General features: G+C 75.0%; 16 protein-coding genes. 7 read left to right on the top strand and 9 right to left on the bottom strand.

Going from position 1 to position 19,180, the window contains the following annotated elements; genetic code table 11:
• The first annotated feature begins 191 nt into the window (after positions 1 to 191).
• Positions 192 to 2,468: a HelD family protein gene (locus tag ACPYO6_RS01080; RefSeq protein ID WP_425713033.1), complete on the top strand. Its 2,277-nt coding sequence runs from the start codon at positions 192 to 194 to the stop codon at positions 2,466 to 2,468.
• Positions 2,469 to 2,548: 80 nt separating this feature from the next.
• On the opposite strand, the gene ACPYO6_RS01075 is transcribed toward ACPYO6_RS01080, so the two are convergent.
• The gene (locus ACPYO6_RS01075; protein ID WP_425713032.1) at positions 2,549 to 2,824 is read right to left on the bottom strand and encodes a ribosomal protein L7/L12; all 276 of its coding nucleotides are present in this window, start codon (positions 2,822 to 2,824) and stop codon (positions 2,549 to 2,551) included.
• A gap of 94 nt (positions 2,825 to 2,918) precedes the next feature.
• Between ACPYO6_RS01075 and serA the strand changes: the two genes are divergently transcribed.
• A complete protein-coding gene (serA, locus tag ACPYO6_RS01070; protein ID WP_425713031.1) occupies positions 2,919 to 4,133 on the top strand; it encodes a phosphoglycerate dehydrogenase in 1,215 nt (404 codons plus the stop codon).
• 346 nt (positions 4,134 to 4,479) lie between these two features.
• On the opposite strand, the gene nrdR is transcribed toward serA, so the two are convergent.
• The gene (gene nrdR / locus ACPYO6_RS01065) at positions 4,480 to 5,052 is read right to left on the bottom strand and encodes a transcriptional regulator NrdR (RefSeq protein WP_425713030.1); all 573 of its coding nucleotides are present in this window, start codon (positions 5,050 to 5,052) and stop codon (positions 4,480 to 4,482) included.
• Between the two features lie 125 nt (positions 5,053 to 5,177).
• On the bottom strand, positions 5,178 to 5,735 hold the full coding sequence (locus tag ACPYO6_RS01060; protein WP_425713029.1) for a LysM peptidoglycan-binding domain-containing protein: 558 nt from the start codon (positions 5,733 to 5,735) through the stop codon (positions 5,178 to 5,180).
• 199 nt (positions 5,736 to 5,934) lie between these two features.
• Between ACPYO6_RS01060 and lexA the strand changes: the two genes are divergently transcribed.
• Positions 5,935 to 6,657 carry a transcriptional repressor LexA gene (gene lexA / locus ACPYO6_RS01055; protein WP_425713028.1) on the top strand — a complete coding sequence of 241 codons (723 nt, stop codon included), beginning with the start codon at positions 5,935 to 5,937 and terminating at the stop codon, positions 6,655 to 6,657.
• Between the two features lie 133 nt (positions 6,658 to 6,790).
• Here the strand turns inward: lexA and ACPYO6_RS01050 are convergent, their stop codons facing one another.
• The 3 genes from ACPYO6_RS01050 to hflX form a co-directional block, all read right to left on the bottom strand.
• Positions 6,791 to 7,882, bottom strand: a complete 1,092-nt coding sequence (locus ACPYO6_RS01050; protein ID WP_425713027.1) for an L-lactate dehydrogenase — start codon at positions 7,880 to 7,882, stop codon at positions 6,791 to 6,793.
• Positions 7,883 to 8,108: 226 nt separating this feature from the next.
• Positions 8,109 to 10,220, bottom strand: coding sequence for an ATP-dependent DNA helicase (locus tag ACPYO6_RS01045; protein WP_425713026.1), 2,112 nt, complete (start codon positions 10,218 to 10,220; stop codon positions 8,109 to 8,111).
• The gene (gene hflX / locus ACPYO6_RS01040) at positions 10,217 to 11,713 is read right to left on the bottom strand and encodes a GTPase HflX (protein ID WP_425713025.1); all 1,497 of its coding nucleotides are present in this window, start codon (positions 11,711 to 11,713) and stop codon (positions 10,217 to 10,219) included. Before hflX ends, ACPYO6_RS01045 begins: the two co-directional genes overlap by 4 nt.
• A gap of 99 nt (positions 11,714 to 11,812) precedes the next feature.
• Between hflX and ACPYO6_RS01035 the strand changes: the two genes are divergently transcribed.
• Positions 11,813 to 12,427, top strand: a complete 615-nt coding sequence (locus tag ACPYO6_RS01035; protein WP_425713024.1) for a class I SAM-dependent methyltransferase — start codon at positions 11,813 to 11,815, stop codon at positions 12,425 to 12,427.
• Between the two features lie 103 nt (positions 12,428 to 12,530).
• Here the strand turns inward: ACPYO6_RS01035 and dapF are convergent, their stop codons facing one another.
• From dapF to miaB, 3 genes are read right to left on the bottom strand one after another with little or no spacing between them, the layout of a single operon-like run.
• On the bottom strand, positions 12,531 to 13,475 hold the full coding sequence (gene dapF, locus ACPYO6_RS01030) for a diaminopimelate epimerase (protein WP_425713023.1): 945 nt from the start codon (positions 13,473 to 13,475) through the stop codon (positions 12,531 to 12,533).
• Positions 13,476 to 13,531: 56 nt separating this feature from the next.
• Entirely contained in the window at positions 13,532 to 14,569 is a 1,038-nt protein-coding gene (gene miaA, locus ACPYO6_RS01025; RefSeq protein ID WP_425713022.1) for a tRNA (adenosine(37)-N6)-dimethylallyltransferase MiaA, read from the bottom strand.
• A gap of 2 nt (positions 14,570 to 14,571) precedes the next feature.
• Positions 14,572 to 16,113 (bottom strand): tRNA (N6-isopentenyl adenosine(37)-C2)-methylthiotransferase MiaB, encoded by a 1,542-nt coding sequence (gene miaB, locus ACPYO6_RS01020; protein ID WP_425713021.1) that lies wholly within the window; start codon positions 16,111 to 16,113, stop codon positions 14,572 to 14,574.
• Between the two features lie 53 nt (positions 16,114 to 16,166).
• Between miaB and ACPYO6_RS01015 the strand changes: the two genes are divergently transcribed.
• From ACPYO6_RS01015 to ACPYO6_RS01005, 3 genes are all read left to right on the top strand, one after another.
• A complete protein-coding gene (locus ACPYO6_RS01015; protein ID WP_425713020.1) occupies positions 16,167 to 17,093 on the top strand; it encodes an aminoglycoside phosphotransferase family protein in 927 nt (308 codons plus the stop codon).
• A 223-nt stretch (positions 17,094 to 17,316) separates the two neighbouring features.
• Complete coding sequence (locus tag ACPYO6_RS01010) at positions 17,317 to 18,102, top strand: amino acid ABC transporter ATP-binding protein (protein ID WP_425713019.1); 786 nt, start codon at positions 17,317 to 17,319, stop codon at positions 18,100 to 18,102.
• A 61-nt stretch (positions 18,103 to 18,163) separates the two neighbouring features.
• Positions 18,164 to 19,087 carry a glutamate ABC transporter substrate-binding protein gene (locus ACPYO6_RS01005; protein ID WP_425713018.1) on the top strand — a complete coding sequence of 308 codons (924 nt, stop codon included), beginning with the start codon at positions 18,164 to 18,166 and terminating at the stop codon, positions 19,085 to 19,087.
• Positions 19,088 to 19,180 lie beyond the last annotated feature (93 nt).

Raw genomic sequence — 19,180 nt, 5'->3', positions numbered from 1 at the left:
CCATCCTTCCGCTGGTCTCTGACCGGCTCAACGCGGTCCCATCCTGCGGCATTCCCGCCGTGCGGCGCGGGACGCGCCACACCGCACGCCGGTCCGCCGTGGACGAACAGATGGTGCGCGCACCCGCGTGGATGCACCAGAATGGACGGCCGCGCGCGCCGACCCCGGGGCCGCGACCTGGAGGTGGTCCGATGGCGTTGCACGACGCGCGCGAGCGCGAGCCCGCGACCGGCGGCGACGAGCTCCCCCGCGAGCAGGCCCGGGTGGACACCGTCTACGCGCGACTCGACGAGCTGCGCGCCCAGTACCGCGCCCGGCTGGCCGACGTGCGCCGCGGCGGGTCGGTGGGCACGCACCAGATGCGCTCGGAGCGCGACGCGTTCGCCGCTCACTACTCCGAGGCCGTCGCCCGGCTCGATCAGGTCGAGGAACGGCTCGTGTTCGGGCGGCTCGACCTGCGGGAGGGGCCGCCGCGCTACGTGGGCCGGATCGGCATCCAGGACGCGTCGCGCACCCAGCTGCTCCTCGACTGGCGCGCCCCGTCGGCCCGCCCCTTCTACCAGGCCACCGCCGTGCGCCCCGACGGCGCCGTGCGACGCCGGCACCTGCTCACCCGGCGCCGGCGCGTCATCGGGGTCGAGGACGAGCTGCTCGACGCGGACAACCTGCCCGAGGACCTGCGCCTCGAGCTGCGCGGCGAGGGCGCCCTGTTCGCGGCGATGAACGCGGCCCGCACGGGGCGGATGAGCGACATCGTCGCCACGATCCAGGCCGAGCAGGACGCCGTCATCCGCTCCGACCTCGACGGCGTGCACGTGGTCCAGGGCGGGCCCGGCACGGGCAAGACCGCCGTCGCGCTCCACCGGATCGCCTACCTGCTCTACGCCCACCGGGAGCGGCTCGCCCGGTCCGGCGTCCTCCTCGTCGGCCCCTCCGACGTCTTCCTCTCCTACGTCGAGAAGGTCCTGCCCTCGCTCGGCGAGACCGACGTGGTCGCGACGACGATCGCCGACCTGCTGCCCGGCGTCCGTGCGCGCGGGACGGAGAGCCCGACTGCCGCACGGATCAAGGGCCGCACCATGATGGTGGAGGCGATGGGACGCCTCGTCCGACTCTTCCAACGGGTGCCGGAAGGCACGAAGATGCTCGACGTCGAGGGATCGACGATCCGCCTCGAGCCCGCCGACGTCCGCTCGGCGATCGGCCGGGCCCGGCGCGCCCACCGCACCCACAACGCCGGCCGCGAGACGTTCGTCCGCTCGCTGCTCCCCGTGCTCACCGACCGCTACGCCGCCGCGCGCGGCATCGACGACCCGGAGGAGCGCTCCGCCCTCATGGAGGACGTGCGCTCGGCGCGTGACGTCCGGGTCGCCCTCAACCTCGCGTGGATGCCGCGCACCCCCACCGAGCTGCTCGACAAGCTGCTCTCCTCCCCCGCACTTCTCGGGGCGTGCCTTCCCGACCTCGACGACGACGAGCGCGCCGCCCTGCTGCGCCCCCGCGGCTCCGCGCCGACCGAGGCGGACGTGCCGCTGCTCGACGAGCTCGCCGAGCTGCTCGGCCCCCACGAGGAGGCGGAGGACCGGGCCGCCCGGGCCCGCGCGACGGCCGAGCGCGCGCAGGCGGTCGAGCTCGCGCGGGAGGCGATCGAGTCGCAGGACCTCGGCGACGGGATCGTCAGCGCCGAGATGCTCGCCGACCGGTTCACCGCCGGCGGCCCGTCGCTGACGACCGCCGAGCGGGCGGCCGCGGACCGGACGTGGACCTACGGGCACGTCGTGGTCGACGAGGCCCAGGAGCTGAGCCCGATGGCCTGGCGGATGCTCGCCCGGCGCGTGCCGGTGCGGTCGATGACCGTGGTCGGCGACCTCGACCAGCGCCGCGGCGTCGAGCGCCCGAGCAGCTGGGCGGACCTCCTCGGCCCTGCGGCCGGTCACGCCCTGCGCGAGTCCGTCCTCACCGTCTCCTACCGCACGCCGGCCACCGTGCTCGAGGCGGCCACGGAGATGCTCGCGCGCGCCGGCACCCCGCCCGTGCATCCGGTGACCGCGGCGCGGGACCTCCCGGACGCACTGGTCGTCCGCCCCGTGGCGGCGGGCGGGCTCGTCACCGGGGCACTCGACGCCGCGGAGCGTGAGCTCGGCGCGCTCGCGGGCGAGGAGGACGGCGCCGGACGGGTGGCCGTCGTCGCGCCGTCAGGTCTGCTGGGCGAGTTCCGCTCAGCCGCGCTCGACCGGCCGGCGACAGCCGAGGCGCTCGAGGGGCCGGACCTCCTCGGGGCGCGGCTCGTCCTCACCGACGCGGCGGGGGCCAAGGGGCTGGAGTTCGACGTCGTCGTGCTCGTCGAGCCGGCCGCCCTGACGGGCGACGGCACCGGTGACCTCTACGTGGCGATGACCCGGCCGACCCGGCGGCTCGTCGTCGTCCACCACGAGGCGCTGCCGGCGGGCGTCTCGCCCGCGGGCTGACCGCACGGCCGGCGGGACGTGCGTCGGGCACCCGGGCGCCGCCGTTCTCATGCCCAGGCTCGCGGGGCCCCGCCCCGGGGCTAGCTCCCCGGTCGTCCTGCCCTGTCGACGAGGTCCTTGGCGGCCTTGAGGCCGAGCCCCGTGCGCCCCCGCACCTCCTTGATCGCCTCGATCTTCTTCCCCTGCTGCACGAGCATCTGCTCGGACGCCGTCAGCTCGAGCGCCGTCGAGGGGCTGATGTCGGCGGGCCGGATACCGGCCCTCTCGCAGAGCCGGCGGATGATCTCGTCCTGGGCGGCGACGCGCGCCTCGAGCTGGTCGATGGGGGCGGTCAGGGCGGCGCTCGATCCGAACATGCCCGCATGCTCCCACGGCGGCACCTCACCCTCGGACCCGACCGAGCGGTGGAACGGGTTTGCCGAGCGCGGACGCCGGGGCGACCATGTCCCGGTGACTCGAGCCCTCCTCCTGGAAAACCCGCACTCCAACGCCGACCCCGTGCTCAGAGGTGCCGGCCTCGACATCGTCCGGCACCCGCACGCGATGTCGGAGGACGAGCTGGACGAGGCCCTCGACGGCATCGAGATCCTCGGCATCCGGTCGCAGACGCAGGTCACCGGCCGCGTGCTCGCCAACCACCCGCAGCTCCTCGCCGTCGGCGCGTTCAGCATCGGGACCAACCAGATCGACACCCGCGCCGCGACCCGGCACGGCATCGCCGTGTTCAACGCGCCGTTCTCCAACACGCGCTCCGTGGTCGAGCTCGCCGTCGCGGAGATCATCGCCCTCACGCGGCGCCTGACCGAGCGGGACAAGTCGCTGCACGACGGCGTCTGGGCGAAGTCCGCCGCCGGCTCCCACGAGGTGCGGGGCCGCACGCTCGGCATCGTCGGCTACGGGAACATCGGGTCGCAGCTCTCCGTCATCGCCGAGGCGCTCGGCATGCACGTGATCTTCTACGACACGTCCGAGAAGCTCGCGCTCGGCAACGCCCGCGGCACCGCCTCGCTCGAGGAGCTCCTCGCCGAGGCCGACGTCGTCACGCTGCACGTGGACGGCCGCGAGGGCAACGCCGGGATGTTCGGCGCCGCGCAGTTCGCGGCGATGAAGCAGGGTGCCGCGTTCCTCAACCTCTCGCGCGGTTTCCTCGTGGACTACGCCGCCCTGCGCGAGCACATCCTCGACGGCTCCATCACCGGTGCGGCGGTCGACGTCTTCCCGGACGAGCCGAAGAGCAACGGCGCGGACTTCAGCTCCGAGCTGCGCGGGCTGCCCAACGTCATCCTCACCCCGCACGTCGGCGGGTCCACCGAGGAGGCGCAGGAGAACATCGGCCACTTCGTCTCCGGCAAGCTCGCCTCGTACTACCGGCTCGGGACCACGGACCTCTCGGTCAACCTGCCCCGCCTCACGCTCGAGACGACCGGCGCCACCCGGCACCGGCTCGCCTACGTGCACCGGAACACGCCCGGCGTCCTCGCGCTCGTCAACCAGACCTTCGCGGAGGCCGGGGCGAACATCGAGGGGCAGATCCTCGGGACCTCCGGCGAGACCGGATACGTCATCACCGACATCTCCTCCGAGATCCCGGTGGCGGCCCTGTCCGCGATGCAGTCGATGGAGGACACGATCCGCCTCCGGGTGCTCTCGCGGCCGGGCGTCTGACCGCGCTGCTCCCAGGCAGGCCAAGCGTCGTGAGTGCGCCGCTCCCGGGGTGGCTCGACCGCTGACGGCCCGGTAGCTCACGGGCCGAGGAGGCACCGCTGTCTGCGCCGAGCCGCCGGTGACGTCGGCTTCCCCTCCGACGTCACCGACGGCGGTCGGCGCCGACGTCGGCGGGCCGCGCTCGACCACCGTGGTGCGGGTGCTCGGGGGCCCGGCTCGTCGCCGGTGCACCAGAGCCTAGCGGCTCCGCGAGGGTCGCGTGAACGTCGTTGTGGACGGAACGCGGAGCAGCCCCGGCAGCCTTTGCGAGCGGCCCGTTCAGTCCTCAGGACCGGGCACGGCGATGTCAGTTCTCGCGACCCGGCACAGCCGCCTCGCCCGAGCTGTCAGCCGCGCCGTCGATTGAGTCCGACGCCGCGGGGTCACCCCCGTCCCCGTCCCCGGCGCCGACCGCCGCGGCACCCACTCCCGCCGCACGGTCCGCGCGCAGGGCCGCGATCGCTGCCTCGAAGTCCTCGAGCGAGTCGTATGCGGAGTAGACCGAGGCGAAGCGCAGGTAGGCCACCTCGTCGAGGGAGCGCAGCGGCGCGAGGATCGCCGTGCCGACGTCGTGGGCGTCGACCTGGGCGGCGCCGGACGCACGGACCGTCTCCTCGACCTGCTGAGCGAGACGCGCGAGGTCGTCGTCGGAGACCGGCCGGCCCTGGCTCGCCTTCCGCAGCCCGCCGACCACCTTGTCGCGGCTGAACGGCTCGACGACGCCGGACCGCTTGACCACCTGCAGCGACGACGTCTCCAGGGTGCTGAACCGCCGGTTGCAGTCCGGGCACAGTCGACGGCGCCGGATCGACGTGCCGTCGTCGGAGGTGCGCGAGTCGATCACCCGGGAGTCCGGGAAGCGGCAGAAGGGGCAGTGCATCGGGCCATCATTCCAGCCCGCCACGCCCCGGCGCGCGGAGGGCACCACGCGGCAGACCCGCGGCCGCTCCGCACCGGCGGGCGCGGGCCGGCGCACGTGCCGCTGCCGGCGCCGCATCGCCGCGGTCAGCGCGGCAGCTGCAGCGTCTGCCCGGCGGCGACCGACTCGCCCCGGAGCCCGTTCAGCTCGGCGATCTGCGCGACGACGTCCCGGACGTCCTCGCCCGGGGCGGCGGCCGCGGAGGCGACTGCCCACAGCGACTCGCCGGGGGCCACGACGACCGTGGCGCCGGACGCCTCGACGCTCGGCGCGGCGATCGCGCCGATGCCGGCGCCCAGGCCGACGACGACGAGCAGCGCGATACCGAGGACGAGCGCCCGCAGGGCGAGCACGCCGCGAGCGGTGAGCCGCAGCGGCGCCGCGGCTGTCGCCCGGAGGGAGTCCCCCCGCACGGCCGGGGCGGCGACCGACGGACGTGCGGAGGGACGGCTGGGGGCGGCGACGGGCGCCGCGGGGCGGGCATGCGGCACGGCGGCCGGGCCCGGGACGAGCGCGGTCCTCGCGGACCGGTCCTCCGGCGCGCCGAGCGGAGGCTGCGGCACGAACTCCGGGCCGACGACCTGGAGCCGCGGCCGGGTACGGCGCGGGACGACGGGGACCGCCTCCAGGGGAAGTGCGCTCATCTCAACTCTCCTCGAACGTGCGTTCGTCGAACAACTGTTCGCCAGAGTAGAGCATCCGGGACGGGAAGTCGACACTCCGATCGAACACATGTTTGAGATGCGCCCGACACCGGCCTACCCTTGGCGTCGTCCGCAGTTCATCGCAGACCACCGACATCGACGCTCCGGCACCGACCGGACGAGGACCTGGAGGCCCGTCATGGGCGAGAACGCCGCACCCGCACCACCCGCGCTGACCGTGCGCCAGCGGGAGGTCCTCGACTGCCTGCGCACGGCGGTCGCCGAGCGCGGCTACCCGCCGTCGCTGCGGGAGATCGGCATCGCCGTGGGGCTCGGCTCGCCGTCGTCGGTCAAGCACCAGCTCGACACGCTCGAGCGCAAGGGCTACATCCGTCGCGACCCCAAGCGCCCGCGCGCGATCGAGATCGTCGAGCTCGAGCCGGCCGTCGCGGACCCGGGTGCACCGGACCGCGACGCGGAGCCCGGCCCGGCGGAGGACGACCACCCCGTGCTCACGCTGCACGACGGCGAGGGGCTCGGTGGCGAGGCCCCCGCCTACGTGCCGCTCGTCGGCCGGATCGCGGCCGGCGGACCGATCCTCGCCGAGCAGGAGATCACGGCCTCGCTCCCGCTCCCCCGCGAGCTCGTGGGCTCGGGCGAGCTGTTCATGCTCGACGTCGTCGGCGACTCGATGATCGAGGCGGCGATCTGCGACGGCGACCGGGTGGTGGTGCGGCGGCAGAACGTGGCGGAGAACGGGGAGATCGTGGCGGCGATGCTCGACGGCGAGGCGACGGTCAAGGCGCTCTCCCGCCGGGACGGCCACGTGTGGCTGCTGCCGCGGAACTCGAGCTACGCCCCGATCCCGGCGGACGAGTCGACGATCCTCGGCAAGGTCGTCGCGGTCCTGCGCGCCCTCTGAGGCGGCGCCCCCGGCGGCGGTCGACGCCCGGACGGCGTGGTCCGGGCGTCGTCCGCCTCAGCGTGCGTGAGTTGCGTCTGCGCCCGTGATCCGCCTCAGCGTCCGTGATCCGCGCCGGCGCCCGTGATCCGCGTCAGAACCCGAACTGCGCGGCCACCGAGCGGATCGACGCCGCCGAGGCCAGCAGCGCCTCCTGCTCCGCCTCCGAGGCGGGCAGCATGAGGGTCCGGGCGGCGCCGTCGCGACCGATGACCGTCGGCATCGACATCGTCACCGGCCCGCTCCCGTAGACGTCGGGCAGCATGCGCGAGACCGACAGCACGCGGTCCTCGTCGCGCAGGAGAGCCTCGACGATGCGCGCGGTCGACAGGCCGATCGCGTAGTTCGTCGCCCCCTTGCCCCGGATGATCGTGTCGGCGGCGTGGACGACCTCGTGGCGGATCCGCTCGCGGTCGGCCGCGTCGAGGTTGCTCGTCCCGGTGGCGGCGGGCCAGTCCTCGACCGGGATCCCGCCGATGGTTGCCGAGCTCCACATCGGCACCTCGGAGTCGCCGTGCTCGCCCGCGATGTAGCCGTGCACCGACTGGACGGCGACGCCGGCGCGTCGGGCCACGAGGTAGCGCATCCGCGAGGTGTCGAGCACCGTGCCGGAGCCGAAGAACTGGGTGGGCGGGAGGCCCGAGATCGCGAGGCCGGCCTGGGTGACGACGTCGACCGGGTTGGCCACCATGAGGTGGATCGCGTGCGGTGCCACCTCGACGAGCTGCGGCACGAGGGTGCGCATGATGTCGATCGTCGCGCCGGCGAGGTCGAGGCGGGACTGGCCGGGCTTCTGCTTGGCGCCGGCGGTGATGACGACGACGTCGGCGTCCGCGCACACGGAGATGTCGTTCCCGCCGCCGACGCTGTTCATCGGGGTGAACGAGATGCCGTGGGCGAGGTCGAGGACCTCGGCGTTGACCTTGTCCGCGTTGATGTCGTAGAGCACGACCTCGCGGGCGGAGCCCCGCAGGAGCATGGCGTAGGCGATCGCGGAACCCACGGCACCCGCACCGACGACGGCGACGCGCGTGGCCCGTCGCGGCTGGTCCGCGGCGCGGCGCGGCGGCGGCGCCGTGACCTGGGGATCCGCGGCGTGTGCGCCGTCGGTGTGCCCGTGCCCCGCGTGGGGGTCGACGGTGTCGGCGGGCCGTGCGGCCTCGGGGACGTCGCGGTGCTCGGTCACGGATCCTCCTGGGCGGGGCTGCTTGCGCGGGTGCGGTCACCAGGCTACGTGGCGCGCCCGCCGAGGACCACGGACGTCCGGCCCGGGCTGCTCCCCCGCGGCCGGCCGGCACCGCGGCGGCGACCGTTCCCGGCTACTCCCCCCGCGATCGGCCGTCGCCGCACCGGCGACCATGGCCGGCGACTCCCCCACCGCCGGCGGGAGCTGCGCCGACGACCGTTCCCGGCTACTCCGCCGCGGCGAGCCGGCGCAGCGCCGCGCGCGCGACCTCGCCGTCCCGGGTCGGCCACATCGGCGGCAGGGACGCCCGCAGGTACCCGCCGTAGCGGGCGGTGACGAGGCGCGGGTCGAGGACGGCGACGACGCCCCGGTCGGTCGTCGACCGGATGAGCCGCCCGACCCCCTGGGCCAGCAGCAGGGCGGCGTGGGTGGCGGAGACCGCCATGAAGCCGCTCGCGCCCCGGGACTGGGCCACCTCGGACCTCGCCTGCGCGACCGGGTCGTCGGGCCGCGGGAACGGGATGCGGTCGATGACGACGAGCCGGTTGGCGCGCCCGGGCACGTCGACGCCCTGCCACAACGAGATGGTCCCGAACAGGCAGGCGTCGTCGTCGGCGGCGAAGGCCTCCACGAGCGCGGGCAGGGAGTCGTCGCCCTGGCAGAGCACGCGCAGCCCCGTGCGGTCGCGGACGACCTCGGCCGCCTCCTCGGCGGCCCGCCGGGAGGAGAACAGGCCGAGCGCTCCCCCGCCGGAGGCCTCGACGAGGTCGACGAGCTCGGTCCGCGCGGCCTCGGCCGTGCCGTCGCGGCCGGGGGCGGGCAGGTGGGCCGGCGTGTAGAGGATCGCCTGGCTCCCGTAGGAGAACGGGGACCCGACGTCGGCGCCCTGCCACTGGGCCCCCCGCGAGAGACCGAGCTGGACGGCGAGGGGCGCCAGCTCGCCGCCGAGGGTGAGGGTGGCCGAGGTCGCGACGACGGCCCGGTCGGCCCACAGGTGGGTGGCCGCGCGGTCCGCGACCTCGACCGGGGCGAGCTGGAGGCGCGGCGGGTCGAGGTCCTCACGCCCCCGGTCGCACCACATGACGTCGGCGCGCGCCGCCACTCCCCCGGACACGAGCCGCTCACAGACCTCCGCGAGGACGACGGCGGCCGAGCGGGCAGCGACGCGCCCGCCCGCCTTGTCGGGCGAGCCGGCCTCCCCCGCGAGCGAGCGGGCGGCCTCGGTGGCGGCGGAGCCGACGAGCGAGATCACCCCGCCGAGCAGCTCGCCCGGACCGTCGGCCATCCGGCCGGCGGGAAGCACCTCGAGGGCGCCCCTGAGGTCCCCGGCCGCGCGCGTGAGGTCCTCGGCGGCGCCGTTCTCGGCGCGCACCACCCGGGCGACCCGCTCGACGACGCCGACGCTCAGCTCGACCGTGCCCTGGCTGCGCAGGCGGCCGGCCAGCTCGTGGGCCTCGTCGACCACGAGCACGTCGTGCTCGGGCAGCACGCCGGGCGAGCCGGTGGCGGCGATCCCGAGCATCGCGTGGTTGGTGACGACGACGTCCGCCTGTGCCGCGCGCTCGCGGGCCTGGACGGCGAAGCAGTCGGTCCACTGCGGGCACGACCGGCCGATGCACTCGAGCCGCGTGACGGAGACCTGGCGCCAGGCCCGGTCGGACACGCCGGGGACGAGCTCGTCACGGTCCCCGGTCTCGCTGCTCGCCGCGAACTCGCGGGCGCGCACGACCTGCTCGCCGAGCGGTCCACGCGCGCCCTGGCCGGTCGACGCGGTCGTGGCCGGTGCGGCCAGCAGCGTGGGCTCCTCCTCGGCCGGGTAGCCGCCGTCGACCTTGTGGCGGCACACGTAGTTGTGCCAGCCCTTGAGGAGGGCGACGTCGGGCCGGGTCCCGGTGCTCCCCTGGATCGCGTCGGCCACCGCGGGGGCATCCTTGACGAGGACCTGCCGCTGGAGGGCGAGGGTGGCGGTCGAGACGACCGCGCGCTCGCCGGACGCCACGGCGTGACTCATCACCGGGGCGAGGTAGCCGAACGACTTGCCCGTGCCCGTGCCCGCCTGGACGAGGAGCCGCTCCCCGCCGGCGACCGCCCCGGCCACCCGCCGGGTCATCTCCCGCTGCCCGTCCCGCGGCGTCCCGCCGGCACGCTCGACGACGGCGTCGAGCACGGACAGGGCGCGCTCCTCGTCGTCGGACCCGCTCGCGTCGCCGGTACGCCCGGGCCTGGCCTCGTCGGCCCCGCCGTCGTCGGACCCGCCGTCGTCGGTCGTGGTCGTCGCGGACCGGGCGCGCCCGGTCCCCTCGCGGTCCGTCCCGGCCTCCTCCTCGGTGACGCTCACGCGCCGGTGGCCGCGCGCAGGTCGGCCGCGAGCGCCGGGTCGACGAGCGCCCGCAGCTCGGTGCCCTCGGCGGTCCACCGCTCGTCGAGCACCTCGCCGTCGGCGTGGGCGCGGGCCACGAGGTCGCCCCGCGCGAACGGCACGGTCAGCTCGATCTCCTCGCCGATCGGCGCCGCCTCGGCGAGCTCGCGGGCGATCGTCGCGGTGAGCTCCTCGATGCCCTCGCCCGTGTAGGCGGAGACCGTCACGGAACCCGGGAACCGGGTGCGCAGGGCCATGAGCTCGGCCTCGCCCGCGCGGTCGGCCTTGTTGAGCACGATGATCTCCCGCACGTCGCCCGCTCCCTCGATGTCGGCGAGCACGGCGTGGACCGCCTCGACCTGACCGACGGGATCCGGGTGGGAGGCGTCGACCACGTGCAGCAGGAGGTCCGCCTCCGCGATCTCCTCCAGGGTGGAGCGGAACGCCTCGACGAGCTGGGTGGGGAGACGACGGACGAACCCGACCGTGTCGGTGAGCGTGTACTCGCGCCCCTCGGGGGTGGCCGCGCGGCGCACGGTCGTGTCGAGCGTGGCGAAGAGCTGGTTCTGGACGAGCGCGCCCGCGCCCGTGAGCCGGTTGAGCAGGGACGACTTGCCGGCGTTCGTGTAGCCGGCGATGGCCACCCCCGGGGTGCGGTTGCGGCGGCGGCTCGAGCGCCGCGTGCCGCGGGAGGGCGCCATGTCGCGCAGCTGGCGGCGCAGGCGGGACATGCGGGTGCGGATGCGCCGCCGGTCGAGCTCGATCTTCGTCTCACCGGGGCCGCGGGACCCGATGCCCTCACCGCCGGCGACCCGGCCACCGGCCTGCCGGGACATCGACTCACCCCAGCCGCGCAGACGCGGGAGCAGGTACTCGAGCTGGGCGAGCTCGACCTGGGCCTTGCCCTCCCGGGACTTCGCGTGCTGGGCGAAGATGTCGAGGATGAGGGCGGTCCGGTCGACGACCTTGACCTTGACGACGTCCTCGAGCGCACGCCGCTGCGAGGGGGCGAGCTCGGAGTCGACGACGACCGTGTCCGCGCCGGTCGAGGCCACGATCTCCCGCAGCTCCGCCGCCTTGCCCGAGCCGAGGAACGTGGCCGGGTCCGGGTGGGCGCGGCGCTGGAGGATCCCGTCGAGGACCACGGAGCCGGCGGTCTCGGCGAGCGCCGCGAGCTCGCGCAGCGAGACCTCGGCCTCGGCCGGGGAGCCGGAGGTGACGAGCCCGACGAGCACGACCCGCTCGAGGCGCAGCTGCCGGTACTCGACCTCGGTGACGTCCTCGAGCTCGGTGGACAGCCCGGCGACGCGGGACAGCGCCTGCCGCTCGGTGCGGTCGAGCTGGTCGCCGTCGTGGTCGGTGCCCTCGTCCGCGCCGTCCTGCAGCGCGGTCCCGGCCCGGGCGAGGATGCGGGCGACGACGTCGTCGGCCTGCGCGTCGGGCGTGGCACCGGGGGTTCTCAGATCGGTCATGGGGTCCTTCGTCTCGGGGGTCCCCATGGTCCCACGGCCCGCCTCGCGGCCCAAGGACTTTCGCCCTCGGCTGTGGACGCGGTGGGTACCGTGACGCCTGTGGACACCGCGCACTACTTCGCCCCGGACCCCGCGGCGCCCGCCGACCTGCGCGAGCGCGAGGTCGTCCTGCGGGGGCGCGCGCGCACGGTGACGACGGGCGGCTCGGTGTTCTCCGCCGGCGGCCTCGACAAGGCCACGGCGATCCTCCTCGACGAGGTGCCCGACCCGCCGACGACGGGCACGCTCCTCGACCTCGGGTGCGGCTGGGGCCCGATCACCCTCGCCCTCGCGGACGCGTCCCCGGGAGCCGACGTGCTCGCCGTCGACGTCAGCGAGCGCGCCCTCGACCTCACGGCCCGTAACGCCGCCGCGGCCGGCGCCCCCCGGGTCGCCGCGCTCACCCCGGAGGCTGCGCTCGAGCGGCTCGGCGCGGACGGCCGGGTGGACGCGATCTGGTCCAACCCGCCGGTCAGGGTGGGCAAGCAGGCCCTGCACGACCTGCTCGACCTGTGGCTGCCCCGCCTCGCGCCGGGTGCCCTCGCCCACCTCGTGGTCGGGAAGAACCTCGGGGCGGACTCGCTGCACCGGTGGCTTCAGGACGAGCGCGGGTGGGCGGTCGAGCGGGTCGGCAGCTCGAAGGGCTTCCGGGTCCTCGCGGTCACCGGCTCCTGAGAAGCCCGCTCGGCGCAGCGTGTCGTCGGCGGCCGGCGCGGCGACGCGCATCCACGCGTCGAGGCAGCGCGACGCCGTCGCTCGGCGCGGCCCGCCGCCGCGCTCAGCGCAGCCTGACGTCCGCGACCAGGGCGGCCGGCCCGGTGAGGGTGACCTCGCCGTCCGCGTCGACGTCGACGAGCACGGTGCCGCCCGGCACCTGCACGCGCCACCGGTCGGGGGCTCCCGCGCCGGCCCACGCGCGCACCGCGACGGCGGCGGCGCAGCAGCCCGTCCCGCACGAACGGGTCTCCCCCACGCCGCGCTCGAGGACGCGCATCGTCAGCGTGCCGACGCGGCCGTCCGGCCCGACCTCCTCCACGCCCGGGACGACGAGCTCGAGGTTGGTCCCCTCGGGCGGCTCGGGGGCGTAGTCGACCGTCCCGAGCTCGAGGCGCGCGGCGGCGAGGTCCTCCAGGCTCGGCACCGCGACCACGGTGTGCGGGTTGGGCATCGTCACCCGCAGGCCGCCGCGGGTCCCGGACAGGCCGGGCACGACGACGGCGACGTCGGTCCCGTCGGCCAGCGCCGCCGGGCCGCCGGGGAGGCCGAAGCGGCCCATCGACACGGCGTACTCGTCCCCGACGATCCGCACCTGCCGCACCCCGCCGCGCGTCCCGACGCGGACCGTCTCCCCGTCCCCGAGCGAGACATGGCCGCGGTCGCGCAGGTGGGCGACGAACACGCGCACCCCGTTGCCGCACATCTCGGCGAGGGAGCCGTCGGCGTTGCGGTAGTCCATGAACCACACGGCCCCGGCGTCCTCGGCGGCCACGCGGGCGGCGTCCGGGTCGGTGCGCGCGAGCGCCTCGGTGCGCACGGCGCGGATGATGCCGTCCCCGCCGAGCCCGCCGCGGCGGTCGGCGAGCGCCGCCACGTCCTGCGGGGTGAGGTCGAGCGCGGCGTCCGGGTCGTCGACGAGCACGAAGTCGTTCTCGGTGCCGTGGCCGAGGGCGAGCGTCGTCCCGGCGAGTCGGGCCAGGGCGGTGCGACGGTCCTCGGGGGTCATGCACCCAGCGTAGGTCGGGGCCGACGACGCACGCAGCGACGCCTGCCACCCACCCCTCAGGGCTGCCCGAGCTCCCGCCAGCCCTGCCCGACCGCGGTGGCGGCCGCGAGCACGAGATTCTCGTCGGCCGGCACCCACGTGATGCGCTCGTCGCGGCGGAACCAGGTCTCCTGGCGTCGGGCGAGCCGACGCGTGGCGCGGGCGATCGCCTCGGGGAGCTCGCCCAGGGGGATCTCCCCGCGCAGGTGCGCGAGCGCCTCGACGTAGCCGACGGCCCGCTCGGCCGTCCGGCCCAGCCCGGCCTCGGCCAGGGCGGTGACCTCGTCGACGAGCCCGCCGGCGACCATCGCGTCCGCCCGCGCCTCGATCCGCGCGTCGAGCAGCGGGCGCGGGACGTCGATCGCCACCTGCACGGCGGGCCGGCGGTACCGGGGCGGGCGCGCCCGGGCGGAGAAGGCCTCCCCCGTCAGCTCGATGACCTCGAGGGCCCGCACGGTGCGGCGCACGTTGGCCGGGTCCATCGCGGCGGCGGCCTCGGGGTCGGCGGCGGCGAGCTCGTCGAACAGGGCGGTGGCGCCGATCCGCTCGGCGCGCTCCTCGATCGCCGCGCGCACCTCCGGGTCGGTGGGCGGCAGGTCGACGTCGTCGAGCAGGGCGCGCACGTACAGGCCGGACCCGCCGACGACGATCGGCCGGTGCCCGCGCGCGAGGATCGCCTGCACGTCCGCCTCGGCGGACCGCTGGTAGGCGGCGACGGAGGCGACGTCGGCGGGGTCGAGGACGTCGATCTGGTGGTGGGCGATGCCCCGCCGCTCGGCGACGGAGAGCTTCGCGGTACCGATGTCCATCCCACGGTAGAGCTGGGCGGCGTCGGCGGAGACGACCTCGTAGAGCTCGGGCGCCGTGAGCGCGAGCTCGGTGGCGAACTGCTCGGCGAGGTCGAGGGCGAGCTCGGACTTGCCCGTCGCCGTCGGGCCCACGACGGCGACGACGAACCCCTCGTCGGCCGGACGCTCCCCCGACGCGCCCCTGCCTTCCCCCGCGCCACCCCGGGGTCGGGCCGCGTCCTGCTCGCCGGTCGAGGCACCGGTCATGGTCAGGCCCGCCGCAGGGTCGGCATGCCGAGCGAGACGGGCTCGCCGAGCGCGGTCGCGCCGCCGTGGTCGTGACCGCCGGACTCCCGCGCCGCCCACGCGTCGCCGGCCCGGGTCCGCCGCACGGCGAACGTGCCGCCGCTCAGCGCGGAGTCGGCCACGAGGTGGTGGGGCGCCCCGTGCGTGACGGTGGCGGTGACCATGTCCCCCGGCCGCGGCCGGTCGGCCTCGGCGAGGCCCTCCGGAAGCGCGACGTGCACGAGGCGGTTGTCGGCGGCGCGCCCGGTCACGCGCCCGGTGGCGGCGTCCTTCGCGCCCTCGCCCTCGGCCACGAGCACCTCGACGGTCCGGCCCTCCTGCTCCTCGTTGAGCTCGGTGGAGATCCGGCGCTGGAGCTCGACGAGCCGGTTGTACCGCTCGGTGACGACCTCGGCGGGCACCTGGTCCTCGTAGTCCGCGGCGGGGGTGCCGGGGCGGCGCGAGTACTGGAAGGTGAAGGCGGAGGAGAAGCGGGAGGCCTCGACCACGTCGAGCGTCGCCTGGAAGTCCTCCTCCGTCTCGCCGGGGAAGCCGACGATAAGATCGGTGGTGATGGCCGCGTCGGGCATCGCGGCCCGCACGCGGTCGATGATGCCGAGGAACTTCGCCGACCGGTACGAGCGGCGCATCCGCCGCAGCACGGCGTCCGAGCCGGACTGGAGGGGCATGTGCAGGCTCGGCATGACGTTCGGGGTCTGCGCCATCGCCTCGATGACGTCGTCGGTGAAGGACGCCGGGTGCGGCGAGGTGAACCGCACGCGCTCGAGACCGTCGACCCGCCCCGTCGCGCGCAGGAGGTCGGCGAACGCACGGCGCTCGCCGAAGGAGACGCCGTAGGAGTTGACGTTCTGGCCGAGGAGGGTGACCTCGACGGCCCCGCTCGCCACGACGGCCTCGACCTCGGCGAGGATCTCGCCCGGGCGGCGGTCCCGCTCCTTGCCGCGTAGCGAGGGGACGATGCAGAACGTGCACGTGTTGTTGCAGCCCACCGAGATCGACACCCAGGCGGCGTAGGCCGACTCGCGCCGCGTCGGCAGCGTGGAGGGGAAGACCTTGAGGGACTCCTCGATCTCGACGGCGGCGCGGCCGTTGTGCGCGGCGCGCTCGAGCAGGGCGGGGAGCACGTCGAGGTTGTGGGTGCCGAGGACGACGTCGACCCACGGCGCCTTCTCGACGATCTCCTCGCGCATCTGCTGGGCGAGGCACCCGCCGACGGCGATCTGCATGCCGGGCCGGTCGCGCTTGACCTCGGCGAGCTGGCCGAGGTTGCCGAACAGCTTGGTCGCCGCGTTCTCGCGCACCGAGCAGGTGTTGAGCACGACGACGTCGGCGCCCTCGTCGCCGGCCCGCGTCGCACGCGCGGCGGCCTCGGGCACGCCGTGCACCGGGAGGTAGCCGGCGTCGTCGAGCATGCCGGAGAGCCGCTCGGAGTCGTGGACGTTCATCTGGCAGCCGAGCGTGCGCACGTGGTACGTGCGCTGCGGGGCCGGGGCGGTGGTGCTCATCGCCCTCATCCTAAGAGCGCGCTCCCCCGGCGGGCCCTGGGTAGCGTGCCGATGTGGTCGACATCCCGCCCGGTCTGACGGAGCGCGTGGCCGGCCGGGCTCCCGACCCGGCGCTCGGCGCCGAGGGCATCGACGGCGACGCCTGGCTCGCCGCGCTGGGCCGGGCGGTCGACGGCGCCCTCGAGCGGTGGGGGCTGACGGCCGACGGCGCGGCGATGCACGGCGAGAACGCCCTGGTGGTCCCCGTCGTCGGGCCGTCCGGACCGGCCGCCCTCAAGGTGACCTGGCCGCACGAGGAGGCCCGGCACGAGCACCTCGCGCTGCGACTGTGGGCCGGCGAGGGGGCGGTCCGCCTCCTCGCAGCCGACCCGGCCGCCCACGTCCTCCTGCTCGAGCGGCTCGACGCGGCCCGCCCGCTGACTGCCGAGCCGGTGCTCGACGCCTGCGAGGTGGTCGGGGACCTGCTGCGAAGGCTCGACCGCCCCGCGCACCCCCGGCTCGCCACGGTCGCGGACCGCGCCGAGAGGTGGCGCGCGGACCTCGAGGCGGGCTCCCCGCTCGTCCCCCACCGGCTCGCCGTGCAGGGCCGCGCCGAGCTGGACGGCCTGCTCGCCGGCGCCCCCGAGCCCCGCACCGTCCACGAGGACCTGCACGACGCGAACGTCCTCGCCCCGCTCGACCCGGCCCGCGGGGACTGGCTCGCCATCGACCCCAAGCCCGTCGCCGCCGAACTCGCGTACGGGGTCGCGCCGATCGTGTGGAACCGCCCCGAGGTCACGGCGCGCGCCACGTCGGCGCGCCTGCACGTCCGGCTGCGGGCCGACGTGGTGGCGGACGCGGCGGGACTCGACCCCGAGCGGGTCCGGGCCTGGACGCACGTGCGCCTCGTGCTCAACGCGCTCGAGGCCGCCCGGCACGCCCCGGCCTCCGACGGCTTCCGCGACCGGATGATCACCCTCGCCAAGGCGTTCGCGGACTGACGCGGGGCGCGTCGTCGTCGGCGGGTCGCGGGGTCCTCGGCGCTCGCGGCGACGCGGTACGCGCGTGGCGACGGCACGCCCGGCTCGCCCCGCACCCGGCCGCGCCCGACTACCCCGAACGCGCACCGCGCCGCGCCGTGCCGATGGGGGTGACCTGCATCGTTGCCGTCTCGTGACCTTCGTGTCACATGCCGGACCCACCGGTGCACGTAGTGTGCACCGCATGACCGAGACCACACCTCGGGGCCGCAGCGAGGCGGTACCCGGCTCCGGCGTCCCCCTCGTCTCGATGAGCGGCGTCAACAAGTACTTCGGCGACCTCCACGTGCTCAAGGACATCGACCTCGGGGTCGCGCGCGGAGAGGTCGTCGTCGTCATCGGCCCCTCGGGCTCGGGCAAGTCCACGCTGTGCCGCACGATCAACCGGCTCGAGCCCATCGACTCCGGCGAGATCCGCGTGGACGGCGACCTCCTCCCCGAGGAGGGCAAGGCGCTGGCCCGGCACCGCGCCCAGGTGGGCATGGTGTTCCAGTCCTTCAACCTCTTCGCCCACAAGTCGATCCTCGACAACGTCACGCTCGGCCCGATCAAGGTCAAGGGCATGAAGGCGAAGGACGCCAAGGCGCGGGCGATGGAGCTCCTCGAGCGCGTGGGCGTGGCCAACCAGGCGCAGAAGCGGCCCGTCCAGCTCTCGGGCGGGCAGCAGCAGCGCGTGGCGATCGCACGGGCGCTCGCCATGGAGCCGAAGGTCATGCTCTTCGACGAGCCGACCTCGGCGCTGGACCCCGAGATGATCAACGAGGTCCTCGACGTCATGACCGGTCTCGCGAAGTCCGGCATGACGATGATCGTCGTCACCCACGAGATGGGCTTCGCCCGCAAGGCTGCGGACCGGGTCGTCTTCATGGACGACGGGCGGATCGTCGAGCAGGCCGAGCCGAACGAGTTCTTCACGAACCCGAGCTCGAACCGGGCGAAGGACTTCCTGTCCAAGCTCATCACCCACTGATCCACCGGCCGTGGCCGGTCGACCGACCGGCCACGCGGACCTACACCCCCTGGAGAAGTTCATGCGACGCACCAGATACGCCACGGCTGCCGTCCTCCTGGCCGCCGCGACCGTGCTCGCCGCCTGCGGCGGCGACGAGGAGGACACCGGCTCCGACGACGGAGACACCGGCAGCAGCGAGGACGGCGGCGACTCCGGAGACTCCGGCAGCGAGGCCGGGTCCGAGGGCGGCGGAGGTGCCGAGGGCGGCGCCGAGGGCACCCTCACCGTCGGCATCAAGTTCGACCAGCCCGGCATCGGCCTGCAGGAGGGCTCGGAGTACACGGGGCTCGACGTCGACGTCGCGCACTACGTGGCCGAGGCCCTGGGCTATTCCGAGGACCAGGTCGAGTTCGTCCAGTCCGTGTCCGCGCAGCGCGAGGACATGATCGAGAACGGCCAGGTCGACATGATCGTGGCCAGCTACTCCATCACCGAGGAGCGCATGGAGCGCGTGGCCTTCGCGGGCCCGTACTTCGTGGCCGGCCAGGACCTGCTCGTCCGGTCCGGCGAGTCGGACATCGGTGGGCCCGAGGACCTCGACGGCTCCGTCCTGTGCTCGGTCGAGGGTTCGACCTCGGCCCAGCGCATCCAGGACGAGTACTCCGAGGGTGTCGAGCTGTTCCCGGCGCAGACGTACTCCGAGTGCGTCGAGTTCCTCTCCGCCGGCACGGTCGACGCCGTCACCACCGACGACGTCATCCTCGCCGGGTTCGCCAACCAGGAGCAGTACCAGGGCCAGTTCGAGGTCGTCGGCGCCCCGTTCTCCGAGGAGAACTACGGCATCGGCGTGGCCCAGGGCTCGGAGATGTGCGAGGAGATCAACGCCGCCATCGAGACGATGCTCGAGGACGGCTCGTGGGAGACCTTCCTCAGCGACAACGCCGGTGAGTTCACCTACAACGAGGAGCTCAACCCCCCGACGCCGGGCGGTTCCTGCGTCTGACCATCTGCCGGGCCGACCCGGCAGGCGCGGGGGGGGGGGGGGTTCCCTGTTCCCTTCCTTACGACACAACAAACAAGGAAGGAGATGGGGGGG

Source organism: Georgenia sp. Z1344 (assembly GCF_049856295.1).
GTDB lineage: Bacteria > Actinomycetota > Actinomycetes > Actinomycetales > Actinomycetaceae > JB111.
The sequence above is the reverse complement of the archived record's forward strand: the minus strand, read 5'-3'. Positions and strand labels throughout refer to the sequence as shown.